Here is a 16,384-nt window from a genome sequence, read left to right on the forward strand (position 1 = left end):
GTCCGCGGCGCCGCTACTTGGCACCCTTGCGCTTCTCCTCGGCGTCCGCGATCGAGTCGTGGATGCCGAAGACCTTGGTCAGGCCGGTGATGCGGAAGATCTTGAGGATGCGCTCCTGGGTGCACACCAGCTCCAGCGAGCCGTCGTGCGCCCGGACGCGCTTGAGGCCGCCGACCAGCACGCCGAGGCCCGTCGAGTCGAGGAACTCGACCTTCTCCATGTCAACCAGCAGGTGGAACTTGCCCTTGTTGACCAGGTCAATGAGCTTCTCGCGAAGCTTCGGCGCCGTGTAGACGTCGATCTCACCTTCCACGTTGATGACGGTGAGGCCATCGTCGGTGGTGTAGTCGTTCACCTTCAGGTCCACAGGTCCTCCAGCGCCGTACAGCACACTCTGATCCCGAGACCGCCGAGCCTCCGAAAACCGGGGGTCGGGGCCACGGAACTCCGCCCGAATTCAACCACGCTCCGGCGTCGCGTACGCAGCTAATCGCCGACTCGGGCGAAACTTCGCGCCATCCCGTCTGACCTGCTGATCTGTCAGTCAGGGCATGGGGAACGGGACCACCGGCGCCGGGGCGTTCCCGTAGTTGTGCCCATGCTGGCACACTGAAAACCTGATGGGCGTCCAAAGATCTTCTTCCCCCCTGGACCGGCTCCTCGCCGACCCCTCCCGCCGCGACCGCATCACCCATGTCGAGCGCGTTCCCGCACGTGAAGGGCGTCGCACGGGCTGGCCGGACTGGTCGACCGACCTGCTGATCGACCGGCTCGCCGCCGACGGCGTCGACGCCCCATGGACTCACCAGGCCGAAGCCGCCGAGCACGCCCGGGCGGGACGCTCTGTGATCATCGCCACAGGGACCGCCTCGGGCAAGTCGCTGGCCTATTTGCTGCCGTCCGTCGCGGCGATCTATGACGACGAGGCCACTGTCCTCTATCTCTCCCCGACCAAAGCTCTGGCCTCGGACCAGCTCCGCGCCCTACGCGGCTTCCGTCTGACCCGTGTGCGCGCGGCAACCTACGACGGGGACACGCCCCACGACGAGCGCACCTGGATCCGTCAGCACGCCAATTACGTCCTGACCAACCCGGACATGCTGCACCGCTCGATCCTGCCCAGCCACGGCCGGTGGAGCGCGTTCCTCCGCCGCCTGCGCTACGTGATCATCGATGAGGCGCACGGCTACCGAGGCGTGTTCGGCTCCCACGTGGCCCAGGTCATCCGGCGCCTACGCCGCATATGCGCCCGCTACAACGCCAACCCCACCTTCATCCTGGCGTCCGCCACGACCTCGGAGCCGGCCAAAGCCGCCTCACGCCTTACCGGCCTGGACGTCATCGCAGTCGACGACGACGCCTCCCCCCGGGGGCCCGCGACCTTCGCCCTCTGGGAACCCCCGCTAACCGAACTACGCGGCGAACAAGGCGCCCCCATCCGCAGGACGGCCACGGCCGAGGCGGCCGACCTCCTCGCGGACCTGGTGGTCGAGGGCGTCCAGACCCTCGCCTTCGTCCGATCCCGACGCGGCGCCGAGTCCGTCGCGCTCAGCGCCAAACGCGCGCTCCACGAGGCCGCCCCCGAACTCACCGACCAGGTAGCCGCCTACCGCGCGGGCTATCTCCCCGAAGAGCGCCGCGCCCTCGAAGCCAACCTCCGTTCCCGCGCGCTCCTCGGCCTGGCCAGCACCAACGCCCTCGAACTCGGCGTGGACGTCTCCGGCCTCGACGCCGTCCTCGTCTGCGGCTGGCCCGGCACCCGCGCGTCCCTCTGGCAGCAGGCCGGACGCGCGGGCCGCTCGGGACAGTCCGCCCTGGCCGTCCTGGTCGCCCGCGACGACCCGCTCGACACCTTCCTCGTCCACCACCCCGAGGCGATCTTCGGCAACCCCGTCGAAGCCACCGTGCTCGACCCGGACAACCCCTACGTCCTCCAGCCGCACCTGTGCGCGGCGGCGTCCGAGCTCCCCCTCACCGACTCCGACCTCACCCTCTTCGGCCCCTCCACCGCCGACCTGCTGCCCGACCTGGTGCGACGCGGGCTGCTCCGGCACCGTCCCGCCGGCTGGTTCTGGACGCGCCGCGACAGGGCCGCCGACCTGGCCGATATCCGCGGCGCGGGCGGTGCCCCCGTCCAGGTCGTCGAGTCCGGTACCGGACGCCTGCTCGGGACGGTCGACGAGGCGTCCTCCCACTCCACCGTCCACGAGGGCGCGATCTACATCCACCAGGGCGACTCGTACATCGTCCAGACCCTCGACCTCGACGACTCCGTGGCCCTGGTCGACCCCGCCGACCCCGACTACTCCACGACCGCCCGCGACGTCACCGACATCCAGATCGTCGAGCGGCTGCGCACGACCTCCTGGGGCGAGGCCACCCTCAACTTCGGCACCGTCGAGGTCACCCGCCAGGTCGTCGCCTACCAGATGCGCCGCCTCCAGACCAACGAGATGCTCGGCGAGAAGCCCCTGGACCTCCCGCCCCGCACCCTCCGCACCCGAGCCGTCTGGTGGACGCTCACCGCCGACCAGACCGAAGACGTCCCAGACCTCTCCGGCGCGGCCCACGCCGCCGAACACGCCTCCATCGGCCTGCTCCCCCTGTTCGCCACCTGCGACCGCTGGGACATCGGCGGCGTCTCCACCGCCCTCCACCCCGACACCGGCCTCCTCACCGTCTTCGTCTACGACGGCCACGAAGGCGGCGCCGGCTTCGCCGAACGTGGCTACGCCGACGCCCCCGAATGGCTAAGCGCCACCCGCAACGCCATCGCCTCCTGCGAATGCGAAACCGGCTGCCCCTCCTGCATCCAGTCCCCCAAATGCGGCAACGGCAACGACCCCCTAGACAAACAAGGCGCCCTAACCCTCCTAGCCCACCTCCTCCACCAAGCCCCCGCCTAACCCACCACCCACCCCCAAAGCCTGCGCTTCCACGACTCCACAACCGCAGGCTCTGACAACAGCACTCCAACTCCACAGCAGCCACACCGGCGCAAAGGCACCCCGGGAGCGCCCGCCCAAAGGGCAAAGCCCAGGCACGCGAGCGCGGAAACACGGAGCCGCGAACGCCGAACTGGGCCAACGGAAGAGCGCCGCCCACGCTCACCGATCCGACATGCTCGGACGCCTCCTCCGTTCCCCCACGAACTCCCCGAGCGGATGAAAGGCATGAGCACGTTCTAGCCATCGCCGGGGGGACTCACCCCGCGCCGGGGACGGTGCCTTCACCACCAAAAACGCCACCCCGTCCCGCCTCAACCACCCCCACGCCAGGACGAGAAGAAGGCATCCAACCGAGGGTGAGCACGACCGCGCCTGCGGACCACGCCACGCGAGGCCGCGAAGTGCAACAACACACGGCCCGAGGACCGACCTAGCACGCGAATCGCGCAACACAAGGCGCCGGGAGCGAATGAGGGCCCCAGACGCGGCGGAGCGGCGGCGGAGCGGCGGCGGAGCGGCGGCGGCGGAAGCATAATGCGGGATGCCTGGCTCCATCGCACCAATTTGAGGCGTGGCGCCTCGGAAATCGGTGATGGCCGCAGGTCCCGAGCGGTGAGCGTGCAGGGGGGCTTCGGCTGTGCGGTGGGATCTACTTGGAACGGCGACGGCGCGAGGACTTCTTGGGCTGGGCGCCGGGCTTGGGGGCCGGAGAAGTTCCGGCGTTGGGCTTGGCGATGCGGACGCTGACTCCGCTGGAGTCGCGGCCGAGGGTGGCGGGGCGGCGTGTGATCTTGCTGGACGGCGCGTTCGGCTTGGGGGCCTGGTCGGCCCTACGGGGGCGCTTGTCGCCCGTCTTTTGCCCCTGCTTGCCGCCTGCGGCGCCGGTGGGCTTGACCGGAGGAGTGAGGGTGCTGGTCTTGGCCAGTGCCTCGGCGCGGGCGATGTGCTCGCGGGACTTCTTGACGCGCTTGCGGCCGGTTCCGCCTCGCGCGATCCGGGCCGCCATGCCCTGGTGGCTCACACCGGTCTGGGCGACGCGCAGGCTGCGGGTCCAGGTGCCCAGGTGCGCGGCGACGATGAGGAGGACGAGGGCGATCCCGATGCTCTTGCCCCACTGGAGTTCGTCGGTCGCCGCGACGTTCTTAGCTCGCGGTGCGGTCGGGTTCAGGACCTGCGGCGTCGGATAAGTGAATCCCGGGGTGGCGCCGTCGGGCTGGACGGACGGGAGCGTGACCGGCGACTGGTTGTTGAACGGAGTCAGCGGCGTGGACGGGCTCGGCGACGTCGTGCCCGGCGGAAGGTCGCCCGAACCGGGCGGCAGGTCGCTGGGACCACCGCCGCTGTTGCTACCGCCGCCGATCGTGACGGTGGCCGAGGCCGTGGTCGAGTAGACGGAGCCGCCGGTACCGCTCGGACGCTTCGCGCGCACCTGCACGGGAAGGCTGCCCCGCGCGTTCGACGGAACGCTGAACGAGGTCGAGCAAGTCGTCCCAGAGCACAGGCTGCTGGCCGAGCCGCTCTTAGAACCGGCCGAGCCCGCACTGACTGTGTAACCGGAGAGGTCGTCCTCAAGGCCGAGGTTCCAGTTCACGACCACCTTGCCGCCGGAGGTCGAGGCCGAGACACCGCTCGGGGTCGCCGGAGGAATGCGCACGGTGAAGGTGTTGGAGTCGTAGACGTGGCCGCTCGGCCAGCCCTTCAGATAAACCTTGTACGTGCCGTTCTGGCGCAGAGGAATGGGCGCGGACAGGGAGCCGGCACCGCCACGTTCGGTGAGGAACGTGTCGCCCGACCCGGGCATGACGGCTCGCAGCTGCATCTTCAGCGCGAAGTCGAAGTGCGCCCGGGCGGTGATTTCCGACCCGCTCGTGATCACGGCATTCTGCTGCGGGGTGATGACACTGGTCGTCGCAGCCTGTGCAGGCACCACCGCACCGAGTACCGGGAAAGCCATCGCAAGGGGTGCCGCGAGCGCGATTGCACCGATCCTGCGAATCCTGGTCACGGCCTCATCCCTTTCATCGGACCATCCGCCCGCCACTCGCCCCGCCCGGCGCCTCAAGAGGTCCGGGACGGTGGGCCAATGCAGCCGCCGGGTCAGGTGGTACCTGTGCGCTTACCGAAGCGTAACGTACCACCCGGTAATAAAAGTCACAGGAAGGTGACAAACGGGGGCAGCTCATGACCGGCTCCGAACCATGTCACTCTCCGTATGAATCTCCCGCGATTGGGAGCACGCGCCGCAACGATCGGCGAGCGACCAGGGTACGCCCTCGAACCCGGCCGGACCAGCCCTTGCGCGTGCGTCGACCCTCATACCTTCACGCAATATCGCCACCTTGACCGCCATGGTCACCGAGACATCCGCGAACATGCCGCGAACATGGCATTTGGACAGCTTCCCGCCCGCGTCGGAGGCAATCCGCCCCGCAGCCAGACAAGCCACGGCCTGCCCCTCAGCCGCCCGAGTCGCGGCTGCCAGGGCAGCGTGATCAGCCGCCGCATCCGCCTTCTGCCGAGCCACCCTCACCCCTCCCACTGTCATCGCCGCCATACCTGCCAGCCAGATGATGGCCAGGAACGCCACAGCCCACAGCGTCCCCGATCCTCGATCCCGCTCATCCACCTCCGATCCACTCCCTTCGCAACTCCTCACCGATCCACGTCGAATTCCCGTCGGAAGTCCAACCCCCATCTCTAAGGCCCAGACGGGACGTCCGGCATTGCGTTCGCCGCATCCAGGACACCAAACGAAGTCACCGCGAGGCGCGGATTCTTCTCCCGCGGAGACGCCTCCCCAACTCCGAGTGGCTGCCTCTCCGCCCTCCCACTCGAATGAGGTCTCCATGGGGTCTGCGGATCCATCGGCATCACGGAGCGTGAGCCGGTCGTGGTTGGCAGACGGTTACGCCGATGCCTTGCACCTAGCCGCAGCGCACAAAACCGCCTGGCTTAGGCGCGACCGCTCAATCGGCGTCCGGAACCGCAGGCCGAGAGCCCCAAAGGCCGAGTGCGACAGGCCAGATGCAGAGCGCAGGTCCCCCACTCATGGATCCAGAGCGTCCACCCCTACACGGAAGCGCGGCACAGCCCGAACATGCAGATGGTCTGTTTCTACGGTTCATGAGACTTGCTCCTGGTGGGAGGCTCTGGGGCTGGGCGATTGTCTTGGGGCATGGGCCTCCCGGGTGTTGGAGCCTGTGTGATGGGTTCGGTTGCCGCGGCCGCTCCGACGTGAATCGTGTACGGAGGTAGGCCAGAGGGGCCCGGTGCACGGATGGGGACGGTGATTTCGACCTTCGAGGTTGTGTCGTCCCGCCTCACTTGCACCTCCGCCTCGGGTGGCAGTGCTCGCTCGACGAACGCCTTGACCTCCGGGAGAGGTTCTCCTCGGGCTGTGGCGCGCGCGCCGCTGCGCGCTGCGTCCAGGCAGGCCAGGTGGACAGAAGCAATCGAGACGCCCCATAGGGCGACAGCCGTGACCAGGACGAGTGATGGCAGCGCAAGAGCGACCTCCACCGTGACCATCCCTCGGTCGCGCTGGCCGCCGTGTCTCCGCAGCGGATCGCCGTTGCCTCTGGCACATTCGACCGGCTCGGTCGGCTCGATGGCGATGTCGTTCTCACCTGCGAACTCACCCACGTGGTCACCGGGGGCGCCCGCCACAACCGCACCACGCTGTGGCTGATCGAAGGCTTCGCGGCGAATCCTCATCCTTCAGCCGGTCAGCTGCAGCGCTTTCTTGATGATCGAGAAAAGGAGCGCCCTAACTTCGGGGCTGGTCACGATCTTGAACAGGAGCCCGGCGAAGGCTGCCGCCGCGATGGTGCCCACCGCGTATTCGGCGGTCGACATCCCCAGGTCATTTGCCGAGGTGCGCCAGCGGCGCATGGCCGCCCTGATCACCCTCATTGCAGTCTCCTTCCGACGTTTCGCGGCGCCGGCCCGGCGCCTGCATCAAGGCTGCTGCAGCGCACACCTCACCAACACTCGAACCGCGTTCTGTGGATAACTTTCTGAATCGCACGAGGGCTTACCTGACTTGGGACGACGCTCTACTCAATGCGTCTTCTCTCGGGGCGGGGTTTGCTCCGGAACCCGGCGAACCGCCCGTCGCCACGGCCAACCCTTGCCCGAGCCAAGAGGAGCCCGCGGATTGAGTTCCCTGTGCGATGAGCGGCGGGGCCTACTGGACGAGGGAAGCCCGGGCCCGACAGGTACGGAAGTAGGGCGGTATGTAGTCCAGAGCCCGGTGACAAGAGCAGCAAGTTCAGAGATCGAAGCTCACCAGCATCCAGGGCAGGTCCTATTTTTAAGGGGTTTCTCTACGCCCTAGGCGCATACCTGGGTCAATTCGATTCGTGCCCGCGTCTGTGACGGCGTGGCAGATTCACTGGACGACGGAGGGGACGAGGCGCCGGCGTGCCTGCGTCCACCCGACTCAGGCCTGCACGCGGCTGGCCTTATTGGGTATCCGCAGTCCGCCTCGCCCCAACGTCAGCGCAGAATCTGCGTGCTTAGGCGTCCTCATACTTTGCGGAGAAGACCCATGCCTGCTCGGCGCCGCCGTTGTACGACCACTGGATCGCCTTCGTCCCGTTGGACGTGCTGCCGCCATTCGCGAGGGACAGGACCTTCCCGCTCTTCCCGTTGACCATCAGGCCGCCCGAGGAACGGTAGCTCCAGCTCTGCTCGGCGCCGCCGTTGCACGACCACTGAATCACCTCCGCGCCATTGGAGGTGCTTCCGCCGCCGCTGACGGACAGGCACTTGCCGCTCTTTCCGTTGATGAGCTGGCTGCCCGACCAGCGCCAGACCTGCTCCCAGCCGTCGTTGCACGACCACTGGATCGCGTTCGCGCCGTTGGACGTGCTGCCGCCGCCCTCGATCGACAGGCACTTGCTGCTCTTGTAGTTGACGAGGTTGTACCAGGTCGCCGCGTGGGCAGGCACCTGGAACGCGGTCGAGAGGGCTGCGCCTCCGACCACGGCGGTGAACCCGACGGCGAGCTTCCTGCTGAACATCGAGACCTCCTTGTAGATGATCTTGGTTCGAAGCTATGCGGCACATACACCCACAGCAAGATCAAAATGATCACGTTCAACTCTTGTTAACCAAGATCCACATCGATCGGACGATCCCAGATGCTCTGCGTCGGTCTTCGGCGATGGCGTAGAAGTCGCAGCCAGACATGGGTCCTGGGCCACCCCGGCCGCAGCAGGGATCGGGCCTGCCTCGGGTGGTGGTTACGCCTTGTCCGCACACGCCTCGGGCCGCCCACACCACGAAGATGAGCGGCATCGTTCGCTCCGTCTCCCAGTCAAGGATCAGACGGCGCTCTCACCGTCCCGTTACGCCAACTCGGCCAAGCCCACCCGGCTGAGCCCCTCGATGTGCCGCCCGCCCACCAGCGGATACACGCTCAGTGCTCACGACGCCACGGCGGCAGGCAGGACCACACCGCACCCGCGCGGAACCGTCGAAAGGCAACTGCCGGACAACAGCTCTCCGACGTCGCCGAACGCGTCGTCCTGCGTGACGGACACGAGGCCGCGCTTGGGCCCCTTGGTGGACGTGACCAAGGTCTGGACGGGCTTGGCCCTCAGCTTCGCTACCAAGGGATCATGATCGTGGACGCGATCGCGGCGACGGCCGGAATGATGCCGAGCATCACGAACGCCGGAAGGAAGCAAAGGCCGAGGGGCGCCAGAGCCCGGATCCCGGCGGCGCGCGCTCGTGCGGCCGCGTCCATGCGAGCGGTTCTGCGTTGGTCACGGGCCAGCCTGGCCAGCGTCGGCGCCAGTGCGGCACCGCTATGGACCGCCCGCACGGCGGTACGAGCAAGCGGAGCCAGGGTCGGATCTTCCGCAAGAGCCCGCCAGGCATGAGCCGGATCCACTCCGAGTCGAATCTGGACGGCGACACCGCGCAGTTCGTCCCCCAAAGGTCCTCCGACCGCGTCCGCTACAGCCTCGACGGACTCGCTCCACGGCGACCCGCCTCTCAAGCACGCGGCCAGAAGATCCACCGCGACCGGAAGATCCGCGATCAGCCGGGCCCGTCGACGCCGCTCCTCGATTCGACCAAGCCGACCGAACGAGCGCCCGACGGCCACCGCAGCCAGGAGCCCGACCACGGCGCCGACCATCCCGCCTAACGTGATGGCGCAAACCAAGCCGACCATCGCGGCCGCGCCGAGCCGCATGAAGCTCTCGCGCCGCTGCCGCTCGGTCCCGCCAACCTCACTCGAAGGATCATGGTCGGACGCCGGGCAACCACATTCGCGTGCCCCACGAGCTGGACCACGGTCGAGCTTGGCAGGCGCTACGCCACAGCTGCGACACGCCTCTGCACCTTCACGCTTCAGGGCTGATCGAAGGCGCATCAGTCGCCGAACCGCTGGCGAGTCTCCGCGCGGCCAGAGAAATCCGCACACCGCCGCACAGGTCAGAACCAACCAAAGCATGGCTTCACCAACTCACCTTCCTGTGGACGCCTCAGCCAAGAACGCGCGCCGCGTGCGTCCCAACGGGTTCCGCCGAGACCGCTCCACGCGACGGGGACAGCCTCGGCCGCGAGGTCATCGGCGACGTCCGCGCAGAACCCGCAACCAATCCGCAGTGGGCGGCCTCCTCTCATGGCAACCGAGAGATGGGCCACCCCACTGCTGGCCACCGGAAGCAGGCCGCGTTCGCTGCCCGGGACCGCCGGGCTGCCCAGCGTCCACACGCTGCGGACCGCCGCCAACGCCGAGACGCTGCCCGCCGAGACCCTCACGTCCGCCGCGCGGTCGCTTCTGGCGCGCATGCCGATGCTCTCGACCAACCACGAAGGGACCCATCGCGCCACAACCTGGGTCCGCCTGGCAGGACGAGCCCACGCCCGACCCCGACCCCGACTCCGACTCCGACTCCGACTCCGACAATCGTCCACATTCCTCCAAAGGTTCATTCCGAGGCCGCTGAGTTACGTCAGCGCCGCCCCCGGCCTCGCCGCCCGCTCAAGACGCGAGCCTCGACGCCCCCGAACACGTCGCGTCGCAGCGCCAGGAGCGGTCCACCGCATTCTCCGAGTGCCAACCTCAGACCGTGCCGGGGTGCGCCCCGTATGTGACGGCCAAGGCCGCGATCCGGGGCTGACCTCGGACGCTCGCCGTCGAGTACGACCCACGCGGCATCCGGTGAAGGCGGTCACCCGGGTCGGCTCCGCACCGAGCGCTACGAGGAGTTCCTGGACGCACAGGGCCCGGAGAAGGCAGAAGCCAGGGCCAGTCATCGGGGAGTCTCAGCCGACTGGACGAGTCGCTGGGTCCACCAGAGCCCGGTGAGGTCGAGCCCCACCCCGACGACCAAGCAGGCCACGCCTGGAAGCGTCGTGAACAGGAAGACCAGCGGGTTGCCTCCCATCGCCGCGGACATGGCCAGCCCGAGCACCGGCAGGACCGCCAGCAGGCGAGCCGTGGCTCTCGGCCCAGCGAGCTGAACCGCGACCTCCTGACGTTGCGCCTCGTCGTCTCGGAGGGCCTCCGCCAACCCGTCCAGGACGGTGGCGAGCGTGCCGCCCCGCTCGGCCCCGACACGCCAACACGCGGCGAGCAATCGAAGCCCCTCAGCCCCGGGACGTTCGCTCAGTCGTTCCAACAGCTCGGTCATCGCGACCGAACCACCACCGATCCCCGTTTCCGAGCCGTCGGCCCAGGCCCGAGGCCCCCGATTTCGTCCAGGTGGAACACCAGCTGGCACGGGCCCACCGAGCGACCGCCTCCCAGCATGGCGTCGCGAAGCGAAGACCGAGTTCGCTGAACCAGCTCGTCGCGGCGCTGAACCCCGATCAGATCGAGGCGGCCCGGATGCCGCCATGGCTGGATCGTCAATCCCAGAACCAGCCTTCGAGGAGGACACAGTCGCATTCAAAGCTTCGCCAGATGCAGGGTCGGGGTGGTCACCAGTACTGAGGAGGGCGGCGGCGATCTCACCGTCAAGCACAGCGGCCGCTGCCTTGAATGCCTCATCGGGGGCCCGGCCGGCGATGAGCTCGGCAGCCATCCCGTCGCACAGTTCGATGACCGCGCCCCGCCACCGTTCGGCACGCTTCTTCCGCTCCCGAAACCGATAGATCCGCGTCCGGACAGCTCGATGAAGATTGCCCCTGGTCCAGATACTCGTCTGGCTCATGGGGACAAGCACCTGCTCCAAACGACGATTCGCCGCAGGCGGGGCGGCCCAGAGCCAGACGAGACCAGCCGCACTAAGCGCCGCCAGGACGAGAGCCCAAATCACGACGCCTCCTCGAAGCCAGGAGACGGCCAGCTCACCGAAGACCCGACGCCCCGATGAGCATCCACGGCCGAACGGATGAACCATCTCGGGATGGCTGAGCATCGATTCCACGTGGCGGCGGCCGGAGCACTCACAGCTCTCAGACAACGAGGCGTTCTCGTCATCATGACCACCATTGATGATTGAGACGCGACGCCAAGGCGTCGGCACCAACGCCCCTCGTTAGTCCACCGGCCGCCGTGAACGAGACAGCAGGCACGACACCGACTAGACCGTCCTCCCCTCGTCTGAGGAGGCAGACCTCAGCGACTCGACGGATGCCTCCGGCGGGCTCGCGCACAAGATGGACCACGATCTCCAATGCCGCCGCGATCTGGCTGTGGACGGCCTCCCGGCTCAGACCAGCCGCGCAGGCGAGCGCTTCGAGGCGTGCGGGAACATCCGCGGGAGCATTCGCGTGCAGCGTGCCGCAACCACCTTCGTGTCCGGTGTTCAATGCGCTCAAAAGATCTACGACCTCAGCACCTCGCACCTCCCCGACCACCAGTCGGTCCGGACGCATACGGAGGGCCTGGCGGACGAGATCATGGAGCGTCACCCCGCCTGCCCCTTCGACATTGGCGGGACGCGTCTCCAGCCGCACGACATGTGGATGATGCGGAGCGAGCTCGGCGGAGTCCTCGACAAGGAGGAGCCGCTCCCGGGGGTCGACGGTCGATAGCAGGCAGCTCAACAGTGTGGTCTTGCCCGTCCCGGTACCTCCCGTGACCAAGAACGCGACGCGGGCCGCGATCAGGGCCTCAAGGAGGGCGGCGCCCTCGGGTGGGACCGCACCAGCCGCAACGAGTTCATCGAAGGTGAACGCGCGCCGCCGGGGCAATCGGAGCGACAGACACGTCCCGTTCGCGGCGACTGGAGGCAGCACGGCATGGAGCCGTATCCCGCCGGGCAGCCGGGCGTCCGCGTAGGGCGAGGCATCGTCGAGCCTTCGTCCGGCGGCAGCGGTCAACCGCTGGGCGAGCCGCCGCAGCGTGGCCTCGTCCTGGAACCGGGTGGTGGTGCGAACAAGGCCCGCGCCAGCGTCCACCCACACTTCACCAGCGCCGTTCACCAGCACGTCCGTGACCTCCGGAGCGCGGAGTAACGGCTCCAGCGGCCCTGCGCCGACGAACTCGGCTCGTAACTCGTCCGCCAGCGCCAAGACTTCCCGATCGCCGAGCAAGCGCTCCTCCGCCCGCAAGGCAGCCGCAACCCGTCCAGCCGTCGGTTCGTCCCCCGCGTCAGCCAACCGCTCACGCACCGCTTCAGAAAACCGATTCACTTCGTCCTCCTTGAATGAGTGGGACGTGCACCCCACGCCCCGAATGAGCTGATGGGCACGCCTCGCTGCACACCGCGACAGCCCGCCTCCCGGCGCCACTGGCGACCTTGCTGCTGGACCAAGACGACGTCCACCGTGCGAGTTCGCCGCCTTCCTCCGAAGACACGAGCCCGCCTGGAGGGAGACAGGACCGGCGCGGGCAGCGGCTGACCGGGCGAGGGCCGACGCTGGCGAGGCCTGCACAGCCGTGGTGGGCGCAAGCCGGGGCAGGCGCGAGCCGTGGTGGACGCGAGCCGGGGCAGGCGCGAGCCGTGGTGGACGCGAGCCGGGGCAGGCGCGAGCCGTGGTGGACGCGAGCCGGGGCAGGCGCGAGCCGTGGTGGACGCGAGCCGGGGCAGGCGCGAGCCGTGGTGGACGCGAGCCGGGGCAGGCGCGAGCCGTGGTGGACGCGAGCCGGGGCAGGCGCGAGCCGTGGTGGACGCGAGCCGGGGCAGGCGCGAGCCGTGGTGGACGCGAGCCGGGGCAGGCGCGAGCCGTGGTGGACGCGAGCCGGGGCAGGCGCGAGCCGTGGTGGACGCGAGCCGGGGCAGGCGCGAGCCGTGGTGGACGCGAGCCGGGGCAGGCGCGAGCCGTGGTGGACGCGAGCCGGGGCAGGCGCGAGCCGTGGTGGACGCGAGCCGGGGCAGGCGCGAGCCGTGGTGGACGCGAGCCGTGGTGGACGCGAGCCGTGGTGGACGCGAGCCGTGGTGGACGCGACACGTGGTGGGACTGGACGGGCGGCGGATCGGCGCTGGTGCGCCAGACCGTCGCGGTGCTTGACCGGCGCAAGAGCAGGCCAGCGCAAGAGCGGACCGGGCCGAGAGCAGAGCGGGACGAGAGCGGACCAGGGGGAGAGCAGACCGGGGCGGGTGGTGGGGCAGCAAGCGACACAGAATGCGGGCACGGAAGTGGACTCCACGTGGATGGGGCAACAGCCAGCCCCTGACGGGGGGCTGTCCTGGCTCGGTGGGGCGTCGATCGCCCTGCGGCAGGGTCGTGACCAGGCGGGTCGCGGCTCGGGTCGAACGTCGCTGGCTGGGCTGGGGTGAGCTGGCCTGGGCTGGGGTGGGCGGGGGTGGGCTGGGGTGACCTGGGGTGGGGTGACCTGGGTGGGGTGACCTGGGTGGGGTGACCTGGGGTGGGTGGGCTGGGGTGGGTGGGCTGGGGTGGGTGATGGAGATGGTGGGTTAGGCGGCTTTTGGTTGTGGGTGGTCGGGGGTGAGGTCGAGGGTGGCTAGGAGGTTGGCGCACAGGGTGGCTAGCGGGCCTCGGCGGGTGAGGTGGGGCAGGGTGCCTTCCTCCTGGGACGCGGGGAGGCGGCGGTCGTGGGGGATGGTGCCGGTCAGGGGGAGGTCCAGAGACTTGGCGATGGCTTCTGGGGTGAGGCCGCCCGGGGCGGGGAGACGGACCAGCAGGCGGAGGTTGGGTGTTTGGGGGCGGAGAAGGGTGGCCACGGTGTTGGCGGCGACGGTGGCCCGTACCTCGGCGGGAACCAGGAGGTAGGTGACGAGGGCGGCATTCAGGGCCGAAGGGGTCAGGTCGGTCGGGTAGCGGGGGAGGTCGACGACGACGAGGTCGAAGGCTCGGGCCGCCGCGTCCAGGACGGTCGTGGTCGCCTCGGGTGTGAGCGGGACGGGGACGCCTCGGCGCCAGGAGAGCAGGGAGAGATCACCGGTGTTCGGCAGGGCGTCGCGCAGGGTGGAGGCGCTCAGGCGGCCGCGGCGTTCGGCCAGGTCGGGCCAGCGGGCACCTTCGTGACCTTCCAGGCCGAGGACGAGGTCGAGGCCGCCGCCCAGAGGGTCGCCGTCGATCAGGAGGGTGTGCAGGCCGGTTCGGGTGGCGGTGAAGGCGAGGGCGGCGGCCAGGACGCTGGCGCCCGCGCCTCCTCGGGCGCCCGTGACGCAGATGGTGGTGCCGTGGATCGCGTCGGGTTCGGCGGCACTGGCCATGGCGTCGATCAGCCAGCTCTCGTGGTCGGGCAGGAGCACGAGGTCTTGGGCGCCGACGTCGAGGGCGCTGCGGTAGTCGGCCGAGGTGGGGGCCTCGCGGGTGACCAGGACGACGCCGTGGCGGCGGGACGGGGCCGCGTCGGCGATCGCGGGGGCCAGATCGGATCCGACCAGGACGAGCGTCGGTCTGGTCCAGCTCTGGCGCACGTGGCGCGGATCGTGGATGAGCTCGGCCCGGACGTCGGCTGCGGCCGCGAGGCGCAGCAGGTCGTCGGCCATGGCCGGGTCGTGCGTCGCGATCATGGTGGCGGCGGTCATGTTCCCTCCCTCGTTCCGGACCCGTCCACCATGCGCGCCGCCGGACGGCCAAGGGAAGCCGATCTTCAACCTGTGGATAACTCGAAGATCGGCCGGGCGGTGGCCATAGCCACCGCCCGGCCGCCTCAATAAGGGCGACCCCCGCCGGGGGGGGAGAGCGGGGGTCGCCGAACGGTCCGGCTCCGGGGGGGTAGAGCCGGCCCGTTTTCCAAGAAAGTTCTCGAGGCAGATCAAACTAAGCCGCGGCCAGTTTGATCTATAGGAGACGCAAAGCCCCCGTCTCCAGTCTAGGCAGATACAACATATGCTGCCCGATCGGCGAGACTTCCGTCGAGCGGCAATGTAGTCCCCGGGGTAACGAATTTTCTCATCTGGTTGGGATGATCGCCCACTTCGGGGGGTGGAGCGGTGCGCTCGCCCCCCGATGGACTCGCCCCATCGGAGGGTATCCGGACGGGAGGGGGAGCGTACAGGAGATCTAAAGATCCTTCTGTCCCCGGCACGAATTGGCGGCGATCACTCAGTGTGATCGATTCCGGGTCGGAGGGGTTGGTGGGTTCCTCCAATAATGAAGTACTTTCAGGTATCTCGCTCCCCTTCTGGCTCGGTGGGGGCCCTCTCCGTTCCGTTCGCCCTTCTCCCCCTTTGGGGCGCCTCTTTTACGAATGGGGCCTTGTCATCTGGGCGAATGAGGCGTAGACAGGTGCTACGGACCAAGTGTCCGAGCACGGCAGCCGGGCACCCACGCGCGACCAGCCGCGGGAGGCGCGTCGTGACGGGCTTGACCCGCTCCGACGAATATGAGGTGCACGCTTGGTAACCCGGTGTGACGTGACTGGCGACGGCGCTCCTTAACCACGGGGCGCCGTTCGCTCTGTCAGGCGTCCCGGACGACAAGTCCCAGACTGTTGGCGATCACAATGGCCTGGTACGGGTCGATGATCGCGTTCCGGAGTTCGGTCGTGTAGGGGTCGAGCGAGGACAACTCGCTCCCCCGTAGGTCACAACCCGTGAAGTCGGTCTTGTGGAGCAGCGCGCCGGACAGGTCGACGTTGCGGAAGACGGCTCCCGAGCAACGCGCGGCGGTCAGATCGGCCTCGCGGAGCCGGACGTCCCGGAAGGACGATCTGCGCAGGTCGGCACCCGGGAGCCCGGCGAACGACCAGTCGCCGCCGTCCGCCTTCATCAGATCGTGGGTGCAGCCGTCGAACAGGCTCCCTACGAACTTGCACCCGGTGAACGTCGAGTCGAAGAAGGCGCAGCGGACGAAGGTGCAGTTGAGGAACGCCGAGGACGTATGGGTGGAGACGTTGAACCGGACGCCTCGGAACGTGCACTCGGAGAACACCGCCCCCTCGCTGCGCGCCTCCGTCATATCAATGTCGATGAACAGCACCCGGGTGTGCTCTTCGTCCGCCAGATCGCGGGAGTCCCAGTCGCCGGATCGGACGGTGGTGTCGGTCGGCGGCGCGGGCCGGCCGTGGAGGCGATCAACCATGGCTCTCCCTGGCTAGGCGCATACGGCCGACC

At 68.7% G+C, this 16,384-nt stretch carries 13 protein-coding genes; 1 reads left to right on the forward strand and 12 read right to left on the reverse strand.

The window, feature by feature from the left end; genetic code table 11:
- Positions 1–13 precede the first annotated feature (13 nt).
- Positions 14–367 (reverse strand): STAS domain-containing protein, encoded by a 354-nt coding sequence (locus ACQPY4_RS40700; protein WP_026402937.1) that lies wholly within the window; start codon positions 365–367, stop codon positions 14–16.
- 253 nt (positions 368–620) lie between these two features.
- Here ACQPY4_RS40700 and ACQPY4_RS40705 point away from each other — a divergent pair, with 253 nt between their 5' ends.
- The gene (locus tag ACQPY4_RS40705) at positions 621–2,906 is read left to right on the forward strand and encodes a DEAD/DEAH box helicase (RefSeq protein WP_433330582.1); all 2,286 of its coding nucleotides are present in this window, start codon (positions 621–623) and stop codon (positions 2,904–2,906) included.
- 691 nt (positions 2,907–3,597) lie between these two features.
- Here the strand turns inward: ACQPY4_RS40705 and ACQPY4_RS40710 are convergent.
- The 11 genes from ACQPY4_RS40710 to ACQPY4_RS40760 form a co-directional block, all read right to left on the reverse strand.
- The gene (locus ACQPY4_RS40710; RefSeq protein ID WP_433330584.1) at positions 3,598–4,824 is read right to left on the reverse strand and encodes a hypothetical protein; all 1,227 of its coding nucleotides are present in this window, start codon (positions 4,822–4,824) and stop codon (positions 3,598–3,600) included.
- A gap of 303 nt (positions 4,825–5,127) precedes the next feature.
- Complete coding sequence (locus ACQPY4_RS40715) at positions 5,128–5,796, reverse strand: Rv3654c family TadE-like protein (RefSeq protein WP_433330586.1); 669 nt, start codon at positions 5,794–5,796, stop codon at positions 5,128–5,130.
- Between the two features lie 266 nt (positions 5,797–6,062).
- Complete coding sequence (locus tag ACQPY4_RS40720) at positions 6,063–6,662, reverse strand: TadE family type IV pilus minor pilin (protein ID WP_433330588.1); 600 nt, start codon at positions 6,660–6,662, stop codon at positions 6,063–6,065.
- 3 nt (positions 6,663–6,665) lie between these two features.
- Complete coding sequence (locus ACQPY4_RS40725) at positions 6,666–6,860, reverse strand: DUF4244 domain-containing protein (protein ID WP_433330590.1); 195 nt, start codon at positions 6,858–6,860, stop codon at positions 6,666–6,668.
- Between the two features lie 605 nt (positions 6,861–7,465).
- A complete protein-coding gene (locus ACQPY4_RS40730) occupies positions 7,466–7,972 on the reverse strand; it encodes an RICIN domain-containing protein (RefSeq protein ID WP_433330592.1) in 507 nt (168 codons plus the stop codon).
- Positions 7,973–8,377: 405 nt separating this feature from the next.
- Positions 8,378–8,566, reverse strand: coding sequence for a hypothetical protein (locus ACQPY4_RS40735; RefSeq protein WP_433330594.1), 189 nt, complete (start codon positions 8,564–8,566; stop codon positions 8,378–8,380).
- Positions 8,560–8,955: a type II secretion system F family protein gene (locus tag ACQPY4_RS40740; RefSeq protein WP_433339226.1), complete on the reverse strand. Its 396-nt coding sequence runs from the start codon at positions 8,953–8,955 to the stop codon at positions 8,560–8,562. The genes ACQPY4_RS40735 and ACQPY4_RS40740 overlap by 7 nt, the downstream gene beginning before the upstream one ends.
- 1,264 nt (positions 8,956–10,219) lie before the next feature.
- Entirely contained in the window at positions 10,220–10,600 is a 381-nt protein-coding gene (locus tag ACQPY4_RS40745; protein WP_433330596.1) for a type II secretion system F family protein, read from the reverse strand.
- Between the two features lie 790 nt (positions 10,601–11,390).
- Complete coding sequence (locus ACQPY4_RS40750) at positions 11,391–12,548, reverse strand: TadA family conjugal transfer-associated ATPase (protein ID WP_433330598.1); 1,158 nt, start codon at positions 12,546–12,548, stop codon at positions 11,391–11,393.
- A 1,226-nt stretch (positions 12,549–13,774) separates the two neighbouring features.
- The gene (gene ssd, locus ACQPY4_RS40755; protein WP_433330600.1) at positions 13,775–14,854 is read right to left on the reverse strand and encodes a septum site-determining protein Ssd; all 1,080 of its coding nucleotides are present in this window, start codon (positions 14,852–14,854) and stop codon (positions 13,775–13,777) included.
- An 877-nt stretch (positions 14,855–15,731) separates the two neighbouring features.
- A complete protein-coding gene (locus tag ACQPY4_RS40760) occupies positions 15,732–16,352 on the reverse strand; it encodes a pentapeptide repeat-containing protein (RefSeq protein WP_433330602.1) in 621 nt (206 codons plus the stop codon).
- Positions 16,353–16,384: the final 32 nt, after the last annotated feature.

Origin of the sequence: Spirillospora sp. CA-294931, assembly GCF_050946795.1 — a bacterium.
In the GTDB taxonomy this organism is placed as follows: domain Bacteria; phylum Actinomycetota; class Actinomycetes; order Streptosporangiales; family Streptosporangiaceae; genus Spirillospora.

What these genes read in the sequence shown, in the direction of transcription:
- ACQPY4_RS40705 (WP_433330582.1), top strand. Translation starts at nt 621, where the DNA reads ATGGGCGTCCAAAGATCTTCTTCCCCCCTGGACCGGCTCCTCGCCGAC.
- ACQPY4_RS40715 (WP_433330586.1), bottom strand. Translation starts at nt 5,796, where the DNA reads ATGGAGACCTCATTCGAGTGGGAGGGCGGAGAGGCAGCCACTCGGAGT.
- ACQPY4_RS40720 (WP_433330588.1), bottom strand. Translation starts at nt 6,662, where the DNA reads ATGAGGATTCGCCGCGAAGCCTTCGATCAGCCACAGCGTGGTGCGGTT.
- ACQPY4_RS40725 (WP_433330590.1), bottom strand. Translation starts at nt 6,860, where the DNA reads ATGAGGGTGATCAGGGCGGCCATGCGCCGCTGGCGCACCTCGGCAAAT.
- ACQPY4_RS40730 (WP_433330592.1), bottom strand. Translation starts at nt 7,972, where the DNA reads ATGTTCAGCAGGAAGCTCGCCGTCGGGTTCACCGCCGTGGTCGGAGGC.
- ACQPY4_RS40745 (WP_433330596.1), bottom strand. Translation starts at nt 10,600, where the DNA reads ATGACCGAGCTGTTGGAACGACTGAGCGAACGTCCCGGGGCTGAGGGG.
- ssd (WP_433330600.1), bottom strand. Translation starts at nt 14,854, where the DNA reads ATGACCGCCGCCACCATGATCGCGACGCACGACCCGGCCATGGCCGAC.
- ACQPY4_RS40760 (WP_433330602.1), bottom strand. Translation starts at nt 16,352, where the DNA reads ATGGTTGATCGCCTCCACGGCCGGCCCGCGCCGCCGACCGACACCACC.